14 protein-coding genes and 3 pseudogenes are annotated in these 20,415 nt (G+C 62.8%); 6 read left to right on the top strand and 11 right to left on the bottom strand.

Features of this window, described 5'->3' with window-relative positions:
• Positions 1-48: 48 nt before the first annotated feature.
• The 9 genes and pseudogenes from SPHPHY_RS0104075 to SPHPHY_RS19185 form a co-directional block, all read right to left on the bottom strand.
• Positions 49-834, bottom strand: a complete 786-nt coding sequence (locus SPHPHY_RS0104075) for a FadR/GntR family transcriptional regulator (RefSeq protein WP_022685426.1) — start codon at positions 832-834, stop codon at positions 49-51.
• Complete coding sequence (locus tag SPHPHY_RS0104070; protein WP_022685425.1) at positions 831-2,603, bottom strand: hypothetical protein; 1,773 nt, start codon at positions 2,601-2,603, stop codon at positions 831-833. Before SPHPHY_RS0104070 ends, SPHPHY_RS0104075 begins: the two co-directional genes overlap by 4 nt.
• A gap of 63 nt (positions 2,604-2,666) precedes the next feature.
• Positions 2,667-5,330: a TonB-dependent receptor gene (locus tag SPHPHY_RS0104065; protein WP_081645229.1), complete on the bottom strand. Its 2,664-nt coding sequence runs from the start codon at positions 5,328-5,330 to the stop codon at positions 2,667-2,669.
• A gap of 107 nt (positions 5,331-5,437) precedes the next feature.
• Complete coding sequence (locus SPHPHY_RS0104060; RefSeq protein WP_196802109.1) at positions 5,438-8,191, bottom strand: TonB-dependent receptor; 2,754 nt, start codon at positions 8,189-8,191, stop codon at positions 5,438-5,440.
• 118 nt (positions 8,192-8,309) lie between these two features.
• Positions 8,310-9,275 carry a FecR family protein gene (locus tag SPHPHY_RS0104055; RefSeq protein ID WP_022685422.1) on the bottom strand — a complete coding sequence of 322 codons (966 nt, stop codon included), beginning with the start codon at positions 9,273-9,275 and terminating at the stop codon, positions 8,310-8,312.
• Complete coding sequence (locus SPHPHY_RS19195) at positions 9,272-9,784, bottom strand: RNA polymerase sigma factor (protein ID WP_022685421.1); 513 nt, start codon at positions 9,782-9,784, stop codon at positions 9,272-9,274. Before SPHPHY_RS19195 ends, SPHPHY_RS0104055 begins: the two co-directional genes overlap by 4 nt.
• 321 nt (positions 9,785-10,105) lie before the next feature.
• On the bottom strand, positions 10,106-11,326 hold the full coding sequence (locus SPHPHY_RS19190) for a methyl-accepting chemotaxis protein (RefSeq protein WP_419554951.1): 1,221 nt from the start codon (positions 11,324-11,326) through the stop codon (positions 10,106-10,108).
• A 157-nt stretch (positions 11,327-11,483) separates the two neighbouring features.
• Complete coding sequence (locus tag SPHPHY_RS0104040; RefSeq protein ID WP_022685419.1) at positions 11,484-12,200, bottom strand: IS6 family transposase; 717 nt, start codon at positions 12,198-12,200, stop codon at positions 11,484-11,486.
• A gap of 61 nt (positions 12,201-12,261) precedes the next feature.
• Positions 12,262-12,549: pseudogene (locus SPHPHY_RS19185) on the bottom strand (IS6 family transposase); the annotation flags it as partial.
• Positions 12,550-13,911: 1,362 nt separating this feature from the next.
• Between SPHPHY_RS19185 and SPHPHY_RS22770 the strand changes: the two are divergent.
• The 3 genes and pseudogenes from SPHPHY_RS22770 to SPHPHY_RS0104015 form a co-directional block, all read left to right on the top strand.
• Positions 13,912-14,028, top strand: a pseudogene (locus tag SPHPHY_RS22770) (PEPxxWA-CTERM sorting domain-containing protein); the annotation flags it as partial.
• A gap of 252 nt (positions 14,029-14,280) precedes the next feature.
• Entirely contained in the window at positions 14,281-14,859 is a 579-nt protein-coding gene (locus SPHPHY_RS19175) for a Crp/Fnr family transcriptional regulator (protein WP_231370344.1), read from the top strand.
• 418 nt (positions 14,860-15,277) lie between these two features.
• Positions 15,278-15,517 carry a DUF6894 family protein gene (locus SPHPHY_RS0104015; RefSeq protein WP_022685415.1) on the top strand — a complete coding sequence of 80 codons (240 nt, stop codon included), beginning with the start codon at positions 15,278-15,280 and terminating at the stop codon, positions 15,515-15,517.
• A 156-nt stretch (positions 15,518-15,673) separates the two neighbouring features.
• Here SPHPHY_RS0104015 and SPHPHY_RS0104010 read toward each other — a convergent pair whose 3' ends face one another.
• On the bottom strand, positions 15,674-15,958 hold the full coding sequence (locus SPHPHY_RS0104010; RefSeq protein ID WP_022685414.1) for an HU family DNA-binding protein: 285 nt from the start codon (positions 15,956-15,958) through the stop codon (positions 15,674-15,676).
• A 649-nt stretch (positions 15,959-16,607) separates the two neighbouring features.
• On the opposite strand from SPHPHY_RS0104010, the gene SPHPHY_RS0104005 reads away from it, so the two are divergent.
• The 3 genes and pseudogenes from SPHPHY_RS0104005 to SPHPHY_RS0103995 all read left to right on the top strand — a co-directional run bounded on the left by SPHPHY_RS0104005 (position 16,608) and on the right by SPHPHY_RS0103995 (position 19,794).
• Positions 16,608-18,446, top strand: a complete 1,839-nt coding sequence (locus SPHPHY_RS0104005; protein ID WP_022685413.1) for a methyl-accepting chemotaxis protein — start codon at positions 16,608-16,610, stop codon at positions 18,444-18,446.
• A 96-nt stretch (positions 18,447-18,542) separates the two neighbouring features.
• Positions 18,543-18,865 (top strand): annotated as a pseudogene (locus SPHPHY_RS21230) (integrase core domain-containing protein); the annotation flags it as partial.
• Positions 18,866-19,524: 659 nt separating this feature from the next.
• Positions 19,525-19,794 carry an HU family DNA-binding protein gene (locus tag SPHPHY_RS0103995; protein WP_022685412.1) on the top strand — a complete coding sequence of 90 codons (270 nt, stop codon included), beginning with the start codon at positions 19,525-19,527 and terminating at the stop codon, positions 19,792-19,794.
• 117 nt (positions 19,795-19,911) lie between these two features.
• On the opposite strand, the gene SPHPHY_RS0103990 is transcribed toward SPHPHY_RS0103995, so the two are convergent.
• On the bottom strand, positions 19,912-20,400 hold the full coding sequence (locus tag SPHPHY_RS0103990) for a MucR family transcriptional regulator (RefSeq protein WP_022685411.1): 489 nt from the start codon (positions 20,398-20,400) through the stop codon (positions 19,912-19,914).
• Between the last annotated feature and the right edge of the window lie 15 nt (positions 20,401-20,415).

Genomic DNA, 20,415 nt, shown 5'->3' with positions numbered 1-20,415 from the left:
CGTGATCGTTCCTTGCGATCGGCATTCCCCATGCGGGGCAGCCGATCGTCATTCCATCGCTTGCCTCGTGTCCTCGAGCGCCTGATCGACCAGCACGCGCATCGCCGCCGCCGCCGCGACGGGATCCTGCGCGACGATCGCGTCGAAGACGCGGCGATGGCCGGGAATGGGATCGCGCGGCAGCGCGCGCGAACGTTGCTTAAACTGCGTGGTCATCGTCACGGCGGTGCCGATGCTGCTCGACAGCACGGTCAGGTAATCGTTACCGGTGGCGCGAAGGATCGCGTCATGGAAGGCGCAGTCGGCCGCCTGACCTGCGGCGTGGTCCAGCCCGTGGCGCGCCATCGCAGCCAGCGCACCGCGGATCGCCTTGATATCGGCGCGACTGCGACGTTCCGCTGCGATCGCGGCGGCCTGCGGCTCCACCATCGCGCGCAATTCGAACAAATTGCGCACGATCGTCATGTCGGGCTCGCCGGAGAAGGTCCAGACCAGCACGTCGGGATCGAGCATGTTCCAGCGATGCCGTGGCAGCACTGTCGTTCCGAGGCGCGGCCGGCTCTCGATCAGCCCCTTGGCGGCGAGCGTGCGGATCGCCTCGCGATACGCGGTGCGCGATACTCGCAGAGCGTCCGAGCCCTCCGTCTCGCTGGGCAGGACATCGCCCGGCCCATGTTCGCCGGAGAGGATTGCGGTGCCCAGACGATATGCAATCGCGCCGCGCAACCGCCGCCCCGATCCGCGCGCCTCCGGCTCCACGGGATGGTCCGCCTCGTTTCCGCGCGCCCGCGCGCGCGCGGGCGCGCCGGACGGCTCGCCATCCGGATGGATCATGTCCGCCCGTTCCGCTTCGCGAAGCGCGCCCGCGCGGTCGCGAGATCGCGCATGATGGCGGCACGCTGGTCGGTGAAGCTATCGTCGACAAACGTGATGGTCGGGATCTGCCGCTGGTCAATCGTGACAGGGCGATAGGTGTTGAACCCGTACTCGTGGACGCCGGTCGATCCCGGTCCCGGCGCTGGCCAGCTGAGATGGTTGAACGACGCGACCTTGCCATCGCTCGCCTGCGGGTAAAGCGGGTAGCGTGCCACATGGTTCATCGGGATGAACCCCATTTGCGCGTCATATTGCATTTCCGCGACGGCACCCACGCCGGGGTGTCGCTGCGCGAGTTCGGAAACCAGCGTTCGCGTGCCGAGCAACATGTCGCCCTGGGTGTTGTTTTCCCACAGGCCGCAGATATCGAGGAAATAGGCGTCGGCGCCGGTGCGGTCGAGCATATCGGCGATGCGACCGGTCAGGTGGCGACGCCAGCTGTCGACCCCCAGGTTCATGAAGACCATCGGCCCGTCGCCCTTCCGGTCGCCGTCCCAGTCGACGTAATTAGCCGGGAATTGCGACCCGTAGACGTCGAGCAGGCGCGCGTCGGCGACCTGCGCGAAGGCAGGAGACGCGGGATTGGCGACGTTGGAGCCGAACATCAGCGCAATGCGGAAGCCAAGCTTGCGCGCCTCCCGGATCAGCCGCTTCAGCCCGGCTTCCCCACCGGGACGCGAACCGGGCGTGAACGCCGGATAATCCCAGTAATAGCGCGCGTCCCAACCGGGCAGGAACACCATGACCGTCGCCGGATCGATCTGTCGCGCGATCCAGCGCAGGATCTCGAGCTGGCGGGCGAAATCGTTGAAGACGTATCCGGTCCAATGTTCGCCATGTAGGGCGACGACGCAGGCGAGCTGCTTCATCCACGCCGGCGCATCCTGCCGCGCGGCGAAATCCGGGATGTTCCAGCTCTTCTCGACGGTAGCGAAATGCCGTCGTGCCGCCGCGGTGATGTCGGCATCCGCCGCGATCCGCCAGCGGCATGTCTCCACGGCGTTCCGGCGATCCCACCCCGCCTGTTCGGAGAGCAGTTCGATCTTGAACGCGTCGGGGCCGGGCAGGAAGGCGAAGCGCGCCGGGCGAACCTCCGTCTGGAGGGCGGAGATGCCCCAGACCTTCCCCGCCTTGTCCTCGATCGCCATGAACGGCGTCGCCATGCCACCCGTCAGCATGGGATATTCGTAGACGCGCTCGTTCTCGCCGGTGTCGTCCCACTGCTCGGCAGCCATCGACAGCCGGCCGCGCGGTAGCCCGCGCACCAGGGTCTTCACCGCTTTGACGGGGATGTCCATCTGTGCGGCCACGGTCCATTCGACCGCGCCGTCGCCGCCGCGAGTCATCGTCGCGACCAGGCGACCCGGCCGGCGTTGCTGTCCCCCGGCCCAGGTCAGGCCGGTGGCGGTGAGCCGCAGCGTGGCGTCCCCGCGCTCCACGCTGACCATCGCGGGATCGATGCCGTAGTTGTTCTCGAACGTGATGATCTCGAACCCGAACACCAGGCCGGCGAAATCGATGGATGGTTCGGGGTTGGCGAAGCTAAACTTCATTACGCCGCCGCCGCGCGGCGGGGTGTTGATACCATCGGTGGAGGTGAGCAGCCGCAATCCGGCGGGATTGGCCGCCGCGGCACGTTGCGCGCCCACCGCCGGCACAGCGGCCAGGGATGTAGCCGCAGCACCCATCAGGAGCGTTCGGCGGGAAAAAGCCGTGTCGTCGATCATCCTCAACTCCGATGTTGGTTCAGTGATGCCGCCCCGGCCGTGTGGTCGGGGCGGCAAGGGTCGTCAGATCCCGCCACCCAGCTTGATCTGGAAGCCGGCGAGGATGCGGCGGTTCTCCAGCGCGTTCTGCGCGAAGAAGCGGTCATCCTGGAAAGCGCGCCGGATCAGCGACTGGGTGAGGTTCACCCCGCTGACGATCAGGTTCACGCGTGGCGACACGGCGTAGATCAGGTTGGCATCAAGCTGCCCGAACGGCGTGCGGTAATCCGGGCGACCGCGCGGATCGTTGCTGGTCGCTTCCAGCAAGCGGCTGCGCCACACCCAATTGACGTTCGCGCTGATCCCGTACTTCCGGTAGAAGCCCGACAGCTGGTAGTTGTTACGGGTGATCTGTTCGTACGGTACGACATAACCGGCTGCATTAGCCGAACGACTACCCTCTACATAGGTGTAGCTGCCCTGCACGCCCAGACCCGACAGCGCGCCCGGCAGGAAGGCGAAGTTCTGCCGGTAACCGATTTCGGCACCCGCGACGTAACCGTTACTGGCGTTGGTCGGCCGGGTAATCTGGAACCCCGACACCGCCGCCGCGGTCGTTTCATTGCGAATGAAGCCGGCAACGTCCTTGTAGAAGGCCGCGACGTAGACGCTGTTGTCCGTGCCGAAATAATATTCCAGCGAGGCATCGAGCTGATCGGCGCGCAGGGGTTTAAGCGCCGGGTTGCCGGAGGATCCGATGCGGTCCTGGAAGTTGAGTACAGTAACCGGTGCCAGCTGCCCGAAGCCCGGACGGGTGAGCTGCTTCGAATAGCTCAGGCGCAGGAACAGCTCGTCGGCCAGCGTCAGGCGCAGGTTGGCGCTTGGCAGGACGTCGACATACTTGCTGCCGGTCACCTGCGGGGTTAGCGCACTCGTGGTCACCCCGCCGACCGTGGTCGTGCTCGTGGTGGTGCCGTTCAAAGTGAAGTCGGTCTGCATGACGCGGACGCCGACGTTGCCGTCTACGGGAATGCCCAGGATGGGAACCGCGAAGCTGGCCATACCGTACGCCGAAAGCACCTTTTCCAGCCCGTCATAGGCCGATGCCGGACTGTCGGGCACGCCGCCCGAAATGCCGAACACCTGACGCGTCGAACCGATGTAGGTCGACAACGACCGCTTGTCGAAAGTCGCCCACTGACGTTGGGTGACCGGCGTGCCTTCGTACAGGTTGTTGTCGGTCTGCACGCTCAGGCCGCTGGCTACCACGCCGCTGACGTTCGCAGGCACGGGGAGGCCGCGGAAGCCCCCGGTATGTTCGATGTCGCGATGATCGTAACGCAGTCCGAACTGGACCGTGCGCAGCGTTCCCCCGAAGTTGTACGTCGCATCGAGCCGCAGCGCGATGTCATCACTCTTGTCGCGATTGATGTACTCGTAGAAATTGTTGAACGCGAAATTGGCAGCATTGGTCTGGTCGACGCCGCCGACGTTGAACGATGGGTACAGCACGTCGGCATCGTAGGCGACCGTGGGTGCCGTGGTGCGCATTGCAATGCCGCCGCCCGGCGCATTGTTGGTGGAGCGGGTGTAGGCCGCGTCAAAGCTGATCGTTGCGTTGTCGTTCTTGTAGGTGGCGTTGTAAGCCGCCTGCAACGCATCGAGCTTGGCGCCGAACACATCCAGCCCTGATTCGAGAGGCACGTCGCGGTAGTTGCCAGAGCGGAACGCATTGCTGTTCGGATGGACCGCAAACGCACCCGTCGGCGTGCCGTTCTGCAGATTGACGCTCAGGTTGTGCAAGCCGCCAAGATTGCTCGTGCTGTTGTAGAGTACGTCGACGGCCATCTCGAGCTCGTCGCTCGGGCGGAACTGCAGCGATCCGTAACCGGTCGACAGTTCCTTGTCGTTGAAGAAGTAGCGCTTGTAGACCGAGGTCGGCGCGTCGACGTTCGTCCCGCCGGCGTTGGTTTGCAATGCATTTCCGTTGGTGGTGAGCAGGTCAAGCGCGTTGCGCTGACGCTGGAAACTGCCGCCGATCAGGATGCCGACATCACCGATGCCGGTTTCCCAGCGATTGGAGAGATAGCCCGAGGCAATCGGATCGATCTTGTCGTCCAGGTTCGTGTGAACGCCCTTCAGCGTGAAAGCGCCCGCGAAACCGTCAAAATCGAACGGGCGACGGGTGCGGAAATCGATGATGCCGCCGATGCCGCCCTCGATCTGGTCGGCGGTCGGCGTCTTGTAGACGGCCAGGCCCGACACAAGGTCGCCAGGCAACGTGGCGACGTCGAAGTTGCGCCCGATGCCGCTCGGGAAGTTGCGACCGTTCAGCCGGTTCTCGGTCTGGCTGAGGCCGCGAATCGACACGATGCCGCCGCCGCCGCCCTGCGACACCTGAAGCCCCGGCACGCGCCGGACGATATCGATCAGGATGGTGTCCGGGATGTTGCGCAGATCGCTGGTCGTCAGCACGCTGACCGACTGGGGCGCATCACGCTTGATCTGGCTGGTCGTGCTGAAGCCGAGACGCTGGCCGGTGACGACGACGTCAGCGATGGATGGATCCTGCGTGACAGCGGACTGAGCGGTGGCGGTCGAGCTGGTCGCTTCGGCGGCGGTGGCCGGGTTCGCTGCAGCGTCGATCGTCGTCGACGTCTGCGCCGCGGCACCGGTGCTGGCGCAAGCCGCGATGATCGGCAGCAACAAGCCGCTGTAGAGCCAGTCGTTGCGGTTCATTTTCGACATAATACTTCCCCCCTCCCGGACACGCGATTGTGCCGGGTCGTTTTTTGATGTGTGGTGATCGGTTTCCGGAACGTCGGCGGCTCAGCCGGCGGGATCGTGCCCGCTGTTCATGGCCCCCCCGTCCGATAGGTCACCCCGACCAGAAATCGCCGGCTTTCGACGAAGACCTGATGCAGACGGCGGACGTCCCCGAAATATTCCGCGCTGCGCCGTCGCAGCGCGTTGACGACGCCCGCCACCGCATTGAACCGCGGCGTCAGTGCGACCGAAAGGTTCGCATCGAGCTGTCCGTAGGGATCGCGATACAATGGCCGCCCCGCCACGTCGCCACGCGACAGCTCCACAATGCGGCTGCGCCACACCCAGGTCAGATCGGCGGTCACGCCATCGCGGTCGTAAGTGGCCGACAGCGCGTGGTTGTCGCGCGACAGTTGCTCCAGCGGCACACGATATCCGGCACCATTGTCCACCCGGAAGCTGGCGACCCGCGTGTAGCTTGCCTGTACGCCCAGTCCGGCCCATGCACCCGGCAGGAACGTCAGGCGGTAGACGTAGCCAGCCTCGATCCCGCCGATCCAGCCGTCGTCGGCATTGATCGGCCGGTTGATCAGCAGCGTGCGGCCCTGGATCTCCTCGGGCAACGCCTGCATCCGGATGAAGCCGGAGACACTCTTGTAGAAACCGGCGAGGTAAGCATTGCCCCGGCGACCGAAATAATAATCCAGCACCACGTCATATTGCGTCGCTGCCAGCGGGCGCAGCACCGGGTTGCCCGCCTCCCCGACCGCATTGACGAAATCGATCGTGGTCGTGGGGGCGAGTTGCGCGAAGGATGGACGCGTGATCTGGCGCGACCAGCCGAGCCGGAGGTAGGTGGCCGAGGCCAGTTCCGCGCGCAGGTTCAGGCTGGGCAGCCAGTGACCGTAACGGACCGGCGTCGCGCCGGAGCCGTCCTGCCGCTGCATCGCAACGCGGGTTTCGGCATAACGGATGCCGACGTCTCCCTGTACGGGGATCGCACCGAGCATCAGGTCGAAGCCCGCCTCCGCATAGGCATTGGCGATCGTCTCGGCACCGTCATAGTCCAGTCTTGTGACGATTGGAGCGAGGTCGAACGACGCTCGCGTACGTTCGACGCGGCCCGGAACCAGCGAACCCGGTGCCGGCGCGTTCCATATCGGCTGCGGATAGCGGTCGGAAAACAATCGCGACCCACTGGGACCGACCGGAACCGAAAACGATGCGCCGTCCGCTGCATAGGCGCTCGCGACCGCCAGCCTTTGTGTCACGCGTCGCTGCGTCAGCCGCAGCCCGACCTTCACCGTCCGGATTGGGCCTGTGCCGGTGTAGATCGCGTCGACCCTGCCCGCTGCCTCTTCATTGTCGTTGGCGACGCGCACGTCGTCATAGCTGGCCGGTCGCCACGACGCCGGCCGTTCCGGATCGACGCCCGCCACCGTGAAGTACGGGATCCCGCCCGTCTTATCGTATGACAATAGCGATGCGGTCGTGCGCAGCGACAGTTCGGCCGTACCGTAGTGAAAGCCGGTGCGGCTCAGCGCGGCGTCGACAAGGATTGTCAACGCACCCTGGATGACCCGCGCGTTAAGCCCGTATTGGCGCGCGTCGAAATGCCCGATGCCATGGTTCGTGGCCGACGTGAGCGGAACGTTGGCCCAAGTCGCCCGACGCACCGGATCGCCGTCGCGATCACCGGCAAACGTCCTAGTTATCGCGCCGTCTGCCAGCCCGGCGGTCAGCGAGACGTTGGCGAAGTCCAGATCGCTGCGGTTGACCAGCAGGTCGGCGGTAAGTTCAACCGCGTCGGACGGCCGCCATTGCGCGGCGGCGTAACCGGTGGTCAACGTCTTGGTGCCGCGCAGATAGCGTTTCGTAGCCTCGGCGGGTGCGTCGACCACATCACCCTGTGGCGTCGCCTGCCCAGCGTTGGTCTCGACGCGGAAAATGTCGCCGCCGATATCATGACCCTGATGGCTGCCGCCGACCAGCAATCCGATTTCCCCCGCCCCGACATCGGCGCGGGCACCGACATGGCCCGAGACATAGGGGCGAATGCGATCATCGAGATTGCCGTGCGCAGACTTGACGGTCAGCATGCCCGTACGGGCGGGGCCGTCAAACGGGCGGCGCGTGTGGAAATCGATGACGCCGCCGATGCCGCCTTCGATCTGGCTGGCCGACGGCGTTTTGTAGACGTCCACTCCGCTGACGATATCGGCGGGGAGCGCTGCGATGTCGAAACCCCGAAATGTCGTGCTGGACAGGTTTCGCCCGTTCAGCCGCTCCTCGACCTGGCTGAGACCACGAACGGTGACGATCCCGCCGCCGGACCGCACCGACAACTGCACGCCGGGGACACGGCGCGCGACATCGGCAAGCGACGTATCGGGAAAGCGCCGGATGTCGTCGTCAGTCAGGATGTTGACGGATTGCAGCGCGCGCCGCCGGATATCGACGGCCTCGCCACTGTCCAGTCGAGTGCCGACGACGACGACGTCGGGCATCGGCCCGGGAGCGACATGCGGGTCAAATGTCTCTGCGCGCGGCGCAACGACCGGAACCGGCGCGGCGATGACGAAGCCGCCATCGACCGTACGGAAAGACAGGCCAGTGCCCTCCAGCAGCCGCGACAACGCCGCTTCCGGCGAGGTTCGACCATCAACCGCCGTCGCCTTGCGAGCGCGCAGCAGATGGGCCGGCGCGGCCACCTGCCGGCCGGTCTGTTTCGAAAATTGCCTGAGCGCCCGGGCGAGATCGATCCGCTCGACGCTGATCGCGGCCCGCTGCGGCGCCTGCGGCCGGGCGGCCACGGGCATCGCGAGGGTCGCGAGACCCGTCATGCCGATCACCCTCCCCATCCGGCGTGTCACCCTCTCCGCTCCATGCCAGGCTCTGGTTGTGATCGAGCCGGCTGTATGCGTAGAGACGCACGTCAGCCGAAAACCCGTAATACTCCGACTATTTTATTTTTTGGTGACCGCGTGCGATCCCGATGGTGGCCCCGTCCGGACTGACGTTGACCTTTGCGGGAAGCGTTTGCCCCACCGCGCGCAAAAACGCGCCGGTATCGTCGATCCGGAACGATCCGCTGATTCGCAACGCGCCGGTCCCGTGCAACAAGCGGATCGGGGTGCGCCGGTAACGATTGATCTCCGCCGCGGCCTCGCGCAACGGCGTGTCGTCGAAGAAAAGCCAGCCGCTACGCCAGCCGGTGATCGCCGCCGGATCTGCCGCGCGCGCGATGCTGCTGCGCCCAGCTTTTATCCTCAGGATGTGATCGGGCGCTAGCACGGTCGTCGAGGCGGCGCTGTGCACCGTTGCCGGCGCTCCCTCCGCCAGCACAGTCGCCCCTTCGTCGTCGATCCGGATATTGACTTCCCCCTGCGTGGATATGGTCATTCCGTCGGGCAGGCGCACTTGCGCTGGTCGCGTACCCGCCGCCGCATAAGCCTGACCGGCAATCGTGACCGCACCATCGGAAATAGTCACGCGAGTATTGGTGTCCAGCACGATGCGCACGCTCCCGTCCAAGGCCACCTCACGTCGTTCGCCCACACCGGTCTCGACAACCCGCACGGGCGCGGTCGTGCTCGTTGCGGGGGCCTGCCAGTGGCGGAAGGTCAGGGCCGCCACCGGCACCATGACAAGCGCTCCGACGACGCCCGTGACAACGAGCCGCGTGCGGCGACGTCGCGCGTGCACGCGGGCCAAGGCGGATTGCGCAATCCCGACCAGTGCGGGGTCGTCCGCCAGATCAGCGATCACCACGCCGGTGGCGGCCACCGCGGCAAAGGCGCGGCGATGTTCCGCGTTGGAGCGATACCATGAGCTGAAGTCGCTGCGATCCTTTCCGCCGACGTCACGAACCGGCGTATCGAGACGCGTGAACCAAATGCCTGCTTCGGTGAGATCATCGTTGCTCATCGGCGGTAATCAGTCAGCCGCGCGGCCAAATGCGCCAGTGCGCGTGCATGATGCTTCTCGGCCGTGCTGAGCGACACGTTCAGCGCGTCCGCGACGTCGGCCATTCTCATTCCCTGCAAGGTTTTTAACGCGAACACGTCGCGGGTACGCTCCGGCAGGTCGAGCAGCGCGGCGCGCACTCGCTGCGCCATCGCCCGATTATCCAGCACATGATCGATGGGAGGGCCCATGTCGACGATATCGTCGACCATCTCGCCATGTTCCCCGGCATACCGGACCCGCCGCCTTCGATGATGGTCGGTCAGCACCGACCGTGCAACGCTTATAACGTAGCTTGCCTCGTTTTCAAAGGCTTCGGGCATCTCGGTTTTGGTAAGCTTCAGGAAGACGTCCTGCACAAGGTCCGGCACTTCCGACTTGTCGGGCGCGTGTTGGCCGAAGAATCGCGCCAGCCGCGCACGTTGCCGTTGCACCAAAGCGGCCAGTCTGCCTTCTGCGTTGTCGATCATGCTGGAAGCTGACACTTCACTAAAACGGAATCTCAACCAAGCTATCACATGTTAACAGGGCGCGACAATGCTCGCGGCGCTTCGCCTAAGGAGAGGTGAAAGTCAGGTGTCCGACGGAAGCTTGGATCAATTGAGCGTGTGCGAGGTATCGGTAACAGTGCGGTCACCAACGGCAACTGCGAACGCGACGACAAAAGGGTCCAAGAAGATCGATTCATTAGACATTGTTGCCCTTCAAGGTTGCGCCATGGGATCCGCGAAATACCCCGTTGCACTTACTCTCGCCAACCTATCCCACCAAATGATGCCGCTCTGAGGCTTTTAGAAGTCGGACCATTCGTCCGTCGAGACAGCCAGAGCGTTGCCGCGGGCGCCAACGACCGGACGGCGTGAATTGCGGGCGACGTCGCGGCCCGCCTGAGCGGCGCGCGCCTGCAGGTCATGTACAGGCGAAGCAGAGGGTGCAGCGGGGGCATGTGTCCGGACGTCAAGGCGAAAGCGGCTGACCTCGGCGGATAGGCGATCCGCCTCTTCGGCGAGACTGCGCGCGGCGGCGGTTGCCTCTTCCACCATCGCGGCGTTCTGCTGCGTCACCCCGTCCATCTCGGAGACGGCGGTGTTGACCTGTTGCAGCCCGGTCGCCTGATGCTCCGCAGAGGTGGCGATCGTCGAGACGAGCGCGCTGATCTCGCCGATGCGCGCGATAATCCGCTGTAGCGCCCTGCCGGTTTCGCTGACCAACGCGACACCTGCGTCGACCTGCTTGGCGGACGCGTTGATTTTTTCCTTCACGTCCTTCGCGGCGTCGGCCGAGCGTTGCGCCAGTGCGCGGACTTCGCTGGCGACGACCGCGAAGCCCCTGCCAGCCTCGCCGGCGCGTGCTGCCTCGACGCCCGCGTTGAGCGCGAGCAGGTTGGTCTGGAAGGCGATGCCGTCGATAACGCTGATGATCTCGCTGATTTCCGACGACGAACGCTCGATCCCGCCCATGGCATCGACCGCGCGGCTGACGACTTCGCCCGAGCTTTCGGCTTCGGCACGTGCCTCACCGACAGCAGTGTTGGCCCGGCGTGCGTCGGCTGCGGTGCTGCGGACGGTGCCGGTAATCTCGTCCATCGCGGCAGCGGTTTCCTCGAGCGAAGCCGCCTGCTGCTCGGTGCGTTGCGACAGGTCGTCGGAGGCTTGCCGGATATCGGCCGCCCCACTGTTAATCCCGTTCGTTGCGGCGGCCACTGCGCCGATCGCGTCTGATACGGCCAACATCGCACGGTTGAAGTTTTCCCGAAGTGCTTCGTAGTCGGCGCCGAACGGCTTCTCGATACGGTGCGTAAGGTCGTTGTCAGCGAGCAGCCCAAGCCCTTGTCCAAGCGCTTCTACCACCATGCGCTGGGCGGCGGCTGAAGCCGCGATGGCCTGGCCGTTGTCGCGAAACACTTCCATCGCCTTGGTCATGCGACCGACACAATCCTTCATGTGCGTGTAACGGATCGTGCTTGTATAGTCGCCACGAGCCAGTTCCTCCATCCGCACGACGGTGTTCACATAAGGATCGCAGACCAGCACACGCGAAACGGCTGCAACAAGCGCGATAAGCGCGACGACGCACACGACGATCCCAAACGCGATCGCTCCCGAAGGTGCTGTCAGTCTAATGCGAACCGCTCTCCACACGATGCAGGCCAACCTTTGACGGCTGCACTCAGCTGACAAGCGCCTGCCACTCCGCCAGTGCGGCGGAGCGGCGTTCCCGGTAGGTCTGTCGATCGATGAGGTGGCGCTCCAGGCTGAAGTGGTTGTGGACGTTGGCGTGGACAGAGGCGAACTTCTGCAGCGTCTTCATCTGCCGGAACCGCTGCATTGCCCGCTCTCGTCGTCGGAACGGCAGGTGGCTGTTTTCCACCCGGTTGTTCGCCCAGCGAGCGGTCTGCTGCTTCTCGGCGTTGCCAAGCTCGTTCATCGCTGCGCGGTAGCTGCGCAGGCCATCGGTGGTGATCGCCTCGGGTGAACCATGCCGCTTCAGCGCCTTCTTCATGAAGGCAAGCGCGGCTGCCTTGTCACGGGTTCTGGTGGCGTAGCTTTCCAGCACCTCACCCTCGTGATCCACCGCCCGCCACAGGTAGACCATCTCGCCATTCAGCTTCACGTACATCTCGTCCAGGTGCCAGCGCCAGTGACGAAAGCCGCGCATCCGGCTTACCCGCTGCCGGCGGATGTCGCCCGCAAACAGCGGACCGAACCTGTTCCACCACAACCGCACCGTCTCGTGGCAGATGTCGATACCGCGCTCGAACAGCAGGTCTTCCACGTTCCGCAGCGACAGCGGAAACCGAACGTACATCAGCACCACCAGCCGGATCACCTCAGGCGACGAGTTGAAGTAGCGAAACGGGCTGGCTGGCTTGCGAGGGCGGGGCATGCTCCCGCCCTACCCCACCCTCACCCGATTAACAGCAGGTGCATTTGGTTTGACGGTGCCCGCCGTTCAGCTTCACGTACATCTCGTCCAGGTGCCAGCGCCAGTGACGAAAGCCGCGCATCCGGCTTACCCGCTGCCGGCGGATGTCGCCGGCGAACAGCGGGCCGAACCTGTTCCACCATAGCCTGACCGTCTCGTGACAGATGTCGATCCCGCGCTCGAACAGCAAATCCTCCACGTTCCGCAGCGACAGCGGAAAACGCACGTACATCAGTACCACTAGCCGGATCACCTCCGGCGACGAGTTGAAGTAGCGAAACGGGCTGGCTGGCTTGCGCGGGCGGGGCATGATCTCGCCCTAACCCACCCTCACCCGATTACCAGACGGTGCATTTGGTTTGACGGAGCCGATGGCCGCCATTGAACGGTTACGGGTTCGCCGCAATCGGCGCACAGTTGCCAACGAGCAGCATTCGTTAGGTCTGGCTATGCCGGAACAGGCGGGTATAGCGAGCGCCACGATCCGGTTTGGGGAAAACAATGCACAGCCTGCCACTTATCCTCGTAACAGCCGCCGCCCTTGCAAGCGGTCCAGCGGAACAAGCAGGCTCCGTGATTCCAGCCAAGTTCCGGGGTGAGTGGGCTCTAACGCTCTTAGACTGCAACCTGCGTGGAGGCGAAAACAGCGCCGGCTTTACCGTCACCGCCAAGACCATTGTCTACTACGAAGACCATGAAGAGGTGAAGCAGGTTCGGATGACTGGGCCCAGCAGCCTCGCTTACACGAGCAAGTACATCTCTACGGACGGCGAGGAGCCTTCCAAGGGGCTCCTGCGCCTTTCTGCAGACGGACGGCGAATGCTGGGGTCCGATCGTTCGACCGATCTCGTTCGCTGCGTCAAGTAGGGGAGTAGCGCTTACCTCGAAGCTGCAGCAGGCTCTCTCGTCTCGAAGCTGATCTGCTCAGCCCGCGTCGTGCAACGCGTTTAGGCGGCAAGTGGGCGATAGCGGCCGTCGCCGTGCGGGTATCCGATGGGTGCAATAGGCGTCGCCGCGCCTCCACGCGGAGCTAAAATGGCACCAAGGCGGAGGGTATCTCCGCCTCGGTCCGCTGGCTGTCGCATAGGAGGGGGAGGCAGACGGAGAGCTTCGGGCACTCAGCTATGCCGACAGGTCCTTGCCGTGGACAAAAGGCGACTGCCTAAGGGTTTCGTTAAATCTGGCTGCAATCTTTATGCTCCCCGCCAACGTACCTCCATCCGCTATCTCTGCCGTCATGTTCGGCCCGGAGAGGCAGGGAGAAAGTATGAAAAAGCTCGCATTTGGTACGGCGATCGCGATGATCGTGGTTGCTTCACCGGCATTCGCCGCACCGCTGCTGTTCGACTTCTCCGGCCCTTCCGGCACGGCGGTCTTCCAGCTGGATTCAAATCCCACACCGGACTTCTCACAGACCTTTATTGGATCGGAACAGTTCTCGTTTGATAACGTCGCTGGCACTTTCGGTGGCGTAGCTGGAACAGCGTCGACCATAAGCTTTGGTAACGGCGTATTTTCCAGCCTGAGCATCAATGCTGCCAATCTTGGCTTCACACAGTTCAACGCTCCCACGCTGTTCACTGGACCGCCTGCCTCGCCGACTTTCCTCACGGGCAGCTTTACCGTGATCAACCCGTTCTTCGGCAACGGACAGCTGACCATCTCGCCAGTAGCAGCCGCTGTACCTGAGCCAGCCACGTGGGCCATGATGATCCTCGGCATGGGCTTGATCGGCTTCGCGATGCGCCGGCGGCAGAAGGTCACCACCCGGATCTCGTACGCGGTTTAGCCCGTTTCGGCGGAATAAGCATGAAGTCTTCGGCCGCAAGGTCGAGGGCTTCTTGTCCGCCTTTCGGAAACGAGCCTCATCCGCGAACCGCTCGCGAGGCGGAGAAGCTTGATGCCTATCAAGCAGGTATTTGTGCTTCGTGCCGTTGCTAAACAAATGTCTGCCCGGATGTTATGGAGTGGCATCGCTGGCCTACTTACCAAGCGGATTAGCGACTGAGAGATACTTGCTCTCCCGTCGAGGGAGATCCGTTTGTCTAAAAGCAGCCTCGAAATTTTTGCCAAGCGGCTTTCCCAGCGCGCCATGCTTACGGACGAGGATAAGGCCCCGATCATCGCGCTCCCCCACGTCCGCCGCGTCCTCAACCCGCACGCCTATCATGTTCGCGAGGGTGAAATGCCGCGGCCGTGCTGTGGCCTTGTGCTCTCTGGTTTGGCTTTTCGCCATAAGCTCGCCGCCGACGGGAGGCGTCAGATTGTGTCGATTCAGTTGACTGGCGACTTGCTCGACTTGCAGCACCTGTTTCTCGCTGTCGCAGACCACAGCGTGCAAGCGCTCACCGAACTCGTGGTCGCCGACATCGATCGCGACGCGCTTCAGGAGATAGCGCTTACTCGACCGGCCGTTGGTCGCGCCCTTTGGGTGGATGGTCTGATCGATGCATCTATATCGCGCGAGTGGGTTCTGAACGTGGGTCGTCGCAACGGACGGGCGAGAATCGCTCACATCCTGTGCGAGATTGCCGTCCGGATGCGTGCCGCCGGTATACTCAACTCACCAAGCTTTCGGCTGCCGATGACCCAGGAACAACTCGGCGATGCCACCGGTTGACCGGAGTACATGTCAACCGAATGGTCAAATCTCTCGCTGCTGACGGGCTGATTGAGCACAGCGGTCGGACGATCGCCATTCGCGACTGGAAGGGCGTTTGCCGCGAGGGCGACTTCAACCCGCTTTACCTGCACCTTGATCAGGTGGCGCCACGGTTTGATGTCCCAATAGATGCGTTGTTTGGGGCGGTACTTCAGTAGCCCCTTCCAACCAGTTCGCGCAGCGGGCGCCATATGAGAAAACTGGCCATCCAGAGATCTGGCGCCCACCGAAGCAACGTAGCAGCCGAGCGGTTCCCCATCTTCTTGAAGCGCCGGCAAGCGTGGAACACGGTCCCACGTCGCGCACATGGAGCGGTGATCCAGATCAACCGGAGCCGACCATCCGGTCCTGCGTTTCGTAGACGAGAGGTAAGATAATGAGATGCTTTTTTGATCTTGCCGGTGCCGTCTCCGATTTGGACAACCTCGGGCTCGAAGCTGATACGATTGAAGAAGTGCGCGTTGCAGCTGCTCGCCACATCGCCGAGATCATCCGCGACATGCCGGGCCTGTTGTGGGCCGGCGAAGGTATCCGTCTGGAAGTTACCGACGAGAACCGAACCAAACTATTTACGATCGTCACGTCGGGGGCCGACGCGGCGGCGATCAGAGGCTAGCCACCGAGCTTTGGCCCAAGATCATGCCGTTGCATGCCGATCGCCGCTAATGGGGGCTAGCGGCCGTCGCCGTGCGGGTATCCGCCGGGTACAATCGGCGTCGCCGAGCCTCCATGCCGAGGTGAAATGGCGACCGGGGCGGAGGACTTCTCCGCCTCATCCGCCGATGATGGGTTGCAAGCGAAGCACGCGGCTGGCTCTGAAGCGCGGTTCACGTTTGGCTGGCACCTCCGTCGGATCGCCTGTGCGTGGATTGTATCCGGCGTGAGCTACACGCGTGCCCGTGTAAAAAGCACCGAAGCCGCGTAGATCGACCCGCCCGTTGGCCACCAAATGCGCGACGATCGTCTCGAAGAAGGTAGAGACGAGATTTTCCACATCGCGCTGGCTCAAGGTGGGATTGCCCTCCATCAACCGCTGTACGAGCTCCGTCCGCACCATCGCCTCGTGTGTCCTTCGAAGTTCGCTCGTTCAAGCTTGGACAGACCCCAAGAGCTCCACGAAGTATACTTTGTTCGCTATCAGCCTGTCGTGCTGACCTATCATCTCGTCGCGAATTCCATTATGTTCCCTGCATATGACCGGGGGTTCACCAGCTCTGCTTCGCAGGGATCAGGCGCTGGCTTTCATCATCGAGCAACTCGCTAATGCGAACCGCTTTCCAAACGATGCAGGTCGACCTTTGACTGAGCTGCTGCCGGTTTCGTGGACACCGAGATAAGGTGTTTATGGAACCGGAGGATGGAGATGCAACGACGGAAATTCAGCCGCGATCAGCTGTTTTGCTCGCCAGGACGACGGAGCTCGTCGGCATCGTGTGTTTGAGGCATTGCTAGAGCCGTAGGAGGCGTGCGCTCCTTTTCCATACTCAGACCTGTTTATTTACCACAGATCAACAATTTGAGATCATAATTGACATGCGTCAGCAATGGCGCCTGATGTTTGGTCGTGTGCCAAAGGCCTGGCTTGGACATGTGCGCCCTACAAGCGTGCTACGCCACGCCCATGCTTCGTGGCTGTGATACATTCAAGACGATTGCACATCTCAGAACGCGTCCCTTGAATTACTCATCGCAGAGGCGATAAGCACATGAAGAACCTTAAGATCAGCGGTAAGCTTACGGTTGCATTCGGCATCCTTGTAGGTGCGTTGCTGGTCATGGCTGTGGTGTCGATCGTGAGCCAACAGCGGTTGAATGCTACTGCGCAATTGCTTGGCAAAGATCGACGGGACAAGTTGGTCGCCGTGTCGGCAATTGATACCGCGACCTCTGATTATCGTAATGCGGAGGCATCAAGCATCCTATCTACTGATCCTGAAGCTATCAGAGCGGCAGAGGCGTTAGTGAGTGATCATGCCGGAAATATCGACAAGAACATTGCCTATCTGGATGGTGCGTTGCAAAATCCACGAGCACGCGAGGAGTTTAAGAACCTTTGTCGTGACTGGACGACGTACGTCAGCTTGTCGAAGGAAACGCTAGCGCTCGCGCGTCAGAATCTAAACGATCAGGCGCTTGCCAACTACCGCCAAGGCGACGCTGCCTTCGGCCGCGCCAACAAGGCTGCCGCAAACCTCAAGAAGGTGCAAATTGCCCTGATGGATGAGGATATGGCAGAAGCCGAGGCGACCTATGCCTTGTCGCGTAATGTCTCAATCGTCGTCGCGATGCTGGTCATCGGTCTCGCCATCGTTCTGCTTGTCGTCTTGATCCGTGGAATTGCGAAGCCGCTGGGCTTGATGACAGGCACCATGGGCAAGCTTGCAGAAGGTGACTTGTCGGCGGAGGTGGCGGTTGACCCACGGCGTGATGAGGTTGGTGCGCTTGCTGTCGCCCTGGTCCGGTTCCGTGATCAGCTTGCTGCCGGAGCCCGCGCGAAGGAGGAACAAACGGCGCTCATCGTCGACAATGTCGGCAGTGGGCTCGCAGCACTTGCAAAGGGCGATCTAACGGCTCGAATCGAAGCCGATCTCGGTGGACCGTTCGCCAAGCTCAAGGACGACTTCAACAATGCCATGACATCCGTGGCTACGACGCTGAGTGCGGTGAACCAGAGCGCGGCGGGCATCACCAACGGTGCAAGCGATATCCGGCAGGCGTCCGACGATCTGTCGCAGCGTACCGAACAGCAGGCTGCATCCCTTGAAGAGACTGCCGCGGCAATGCACGAGATCACCACCACCGTGAAGGAAACGGCGGCCAACGCCACACGTGCCAACCAGGTCGTGATTGATGCGCGCCGAGATGCGGAGGGGTCTGAGCAGGTCGTGAGGCGTGCGGTCGAGGCGATGACCGGCATCGAGCGGTCATCTAACGAAATTAGCGATATCATCGCAGTTATCGACGGTATCGCTTTTCAAACTAACCTTTTGGCGTTGAACGCAGGCGTTGAGGCCGCGCGTGCTGGTGACGCCGGCAAAGGCTTTGCGGTGGTCGCCTCCGAGGTGCGTGCCCTCGCCCAGCGCTCCGCCGATGCAGCCAAGGACGTAAAGACCAAAATTACTGCTTCGACGCAGCAGGTTGAAAACGGCGTCGAGTTGGTCAGTGAGGCAGGAGCAGCGCTGACGCGCATCACCGGCAAGATTGGCGAGATCAGCACGCTGGTTGCCGACATCGCTGCTGCAGCGGACCAGCAGGCAATCGGCTTGCAGCAGGTGAACACGGCAGTATCGGAGATGGACGGCGTTACGCAACAGAACGCAGCGATGGTGGAAGAGGCCACAGCCGCCGCACGAAGCCTCGCCGACGAAACCGAGAACATGTCGCGGGAGGTTGCGCGCTTCAATCTTGGGACCGAGACGAAGCGTGCCGCACCGATCGTCGTGCACGCTTTGCAGGCACGCGCCGCGCAGGCTGGCCGTGCGATTGCCAGCAAGGCGGCGCGCTCTGCTGCGGTGGCCGTGCAAGACGATTGGTCGTCCTTCTAGGGCGCTTCAGCTATTTCGGAGGCATTACAAATGCCTGATGATGCTGCAGCTCTGTATCCAAGGATTGATGATCCTGCGTCTAATCCAAGGTCTGAGATCTGGTTCGGCGATAGGGGCTCGCAATATCTCGCGATGAGCTACACCCAGCGCCTCGCCGAGGCACAACTGGTACCTTCGGTCGGCAGCGTCGGAGACAGCTACGACAATGCCCTTGCCGAGACGATCAACGGGCTGTTCAAGGCCGACGTCATCTGGCGCCAGCGGCTTGGCCGAACCTCGCCGCGGTTGAGATCGCCACGCTGCGCCGGGTCGACTGGTTCAACAACCATCGCCTCTTCGGTCCCATCGGCTACGTTACCCCCACCGAGGCCGAAGCCGCATACTATGCCGCACAGGAGCAGTCCTCTATGGCAGCATGACTCAAACGAACATGCCTTCGCGAAACCCGGGGCGCTTCATCTGCAAGGCGAACTTGCCTGCCCCCCGGGCCAAAGCTGGATCGCCGCACGATGGGCAACAGCCGCCTCGAGAGCGGCCCTCGCCTGTCCAATGAGGAGTTGGTAGCGCGCGGGCTGGGCGAGTACGCCCGGTAACGTCCGCTATGGCGCCAGATGCGAATTGCCGGGGGGTCTGAAGTTGGTGGTGAGCGGTCCGGCCGCTTTCGGGCGGTGCGGCCGGCGCAAGCAAGGCAGCTGTATGCCGGAACTTCGGGATCGCCCGGACCACCCTGATTTGCAGCCTCGAACGAATTGGATGGACGGCTTCTGCGAAGGCCTACCCTTCCTTGCGCTCTCGCAGGAAGCCTGACGATGCTGGAAGGGCCTGGCAGATACGAGAGAGCCGGATTGTGCAGGGATGTCCACGGTCGATCCAAGCCCCTTTGCACGGGAGCTGGTCGCCAGAAGGTCAACCGCGACATAGGGGCGTCGCGTATCCAGATGGCCGGGCCATCTCCCCTGATCGACCGTGAACGCCCTTTCTCTACCCACCACATCCTGACGCGATATCAACGTCGTTCCGGAGTTGCCCGGTGCTCGCGAGAGACTACGGAAAGGGCTCATCCAGGGAGTAAGAATGAATGAACATCGGTGAGTTGGCGAAGAGCGTAGCTGCCACGACGGGCACGAGTGAGACCGACGCCAAGAAGGCAGTCGTTGCGGTGTTCGACCAGATCGCGGATGCTGCGGCGAGAGGTGAAGAGGTCGCCATTCCAGGATTTGGCAAGTTTGCCGTCAAGGATCGCCCGGAGCGGGAGGGCCGCAATCCGGCGACCGGAGAGGCGATCACGATCGCGGCCTCAAAGAAGGTGTCGTTCACGGCCGCAAAGGGCTTGAAAGACAAGCTCTGATGCGTGGGCACCGGCGGCCTGACTGCCGGTGCCCTCATCCCCGCGCGGTGTCACCGCCGCTCTGGGCTGACGCAAGCCAGCCTGTGCAAAGGCGATTATCCGACTGGAGAGGGAAGCTTATGAAGCGGCCTTCCCGTCGCGAGCCTTGGACAGCTTGGCGTCTGGTTTAGCGGCGGGGCGCTGCCCAGGCTTGCGGCCAAGACCGATCTTCTTCGCCATCTCCTGCCGCGCGGCTGAATAAGCCGGCGCAACCATCGGATAGTCCTTCTTCAGACCATACCGCTCCCGGTATTCGTCTGGTGTCAGGCCATTGGTCGATAAGTGACGACGCAGCGTCTTATAGGGCTTGCCATCGATCATGCTAATGATGTGCTCAGGCGAAGCCAGCGATTTACGCACGGAAACCGCGGGGGTGTATTCCTTTCCCGGCTCACCAGCTTCATCATCAACAGCACTCCCCGCTGACAAACCGTTGATCGTCTCGTGCATACGCCGCAAAAAAGCAGGTACATCGTCTGCGTTGACGCGATTGTGAGCGTTGCCTAGCCAAGCGACAGTCAGCTCCGTGGCGAGCTCAACGGTATTCAGATCATCTTCAGAGTTCACGCTTGTATCCTTGCA

The organism is Sphingomonas phyllosphaerae 5.2 (genome assembly GCF_000419605.1).
Lineage (GTDB): Bacteria > Pseudomonadota > Alphaproteobacteria > Sphingomonadales > Sphingomonadaceae > Sphingomonas > Sphingomonas phyllosphaerae_B.
This window is presented reverse-complemented; position numbering and strand designations above follow the sequence as displayed.

What these genes read in the sequence shown, in the direction of transcription:
- SPHPHY_RS0104075 (WP_022685426.1), bottom strand. Translation starts at nt 834, where the DNA reads ATGATCCATCCGGATGGCGAGCCGTCCGGCGCGCCCGCGCGCGCGCGG.
- SPHPHY_RS0104070 (WP_022685425.1), bottom strand. Translation starts at nt 2,603, where the DNA reads ATGATCGACGACACGGCTTTTTCCCGCCGAACGCTCCTGATGGGTGCT.
- SPHPHY_RS0104065 (WP_081645229.1), bottom strand. Translation starts at nt 5,330, where the DNA reads ATGTCGAAAATGAACCGCAACGACTGGCTCTACAGCGGCTTGTTGCTG.
- SPHPHY_RS0104060 (WP_196802109.1), bottom strand. Translation starts at nt 8,191, where the DNA reads ATGACGGGTCTCGCGACCCTCGCGATGCCCGTGGCCGCCCGGCCGCAG.
- SPHPHY_RS0104055 (WP_022685422.1), bottom strand. Translation starts at nt 9,275, where the DNA reads ATGAGCAACGATGATCTCACCGAAGCAGGCATTTGGTTCACGCGTCTC.
- SPHPHY_RS19195 (WP_022685421.1), bottom strand. Translation starts at nt 9,784, where the DNA reads ATGATCGACAACGCAGAAGGCAGACTGGCCGCTTTGGTGCAACGGCAA.
- SPHPHY_RS0104040 (WP_022685419.1), bottom strand. Translation starts at nt 12,200, where the DNA reads ATGCCCCGCCCTCGCAAGCCAGCCAGCCCGTTTCGCTACTTCAACTCG.
- SPHPHY_RS0104015 (WP_022685415.1), top strand. Translation starts at nt 15,278, where the DNA reads ATGAGATGCTTTTTTGATCTTGCCGGTGCCGTCTCCGATTTGGACAAC.
- SPHPHY_RS0104010 (WP_022685414.1), bottom strand. Translation starts at nt 15,958, where the DNA reads ATGGTGCGGACGGAGCTCGTACAGCGGTTGATGGAGGGCAATCCCACC.
- SPHPHY_RS0104005 (WP_022685413.1), top strand. Translation starts at nt 16,608, where the DNA reads ATGAAGAACCTTAAGATCAGCGGTAAGCTTACGGTTGCATTCGGCATC.
- SPHPHY_RS0103995 (WP_022685412.1), top strand. Translation starts at nt 19,525, where the DNA reads ATGAACATCGGTGAGTTGGCGAAGAGCGTAGCTGCCACGACGGGCACG.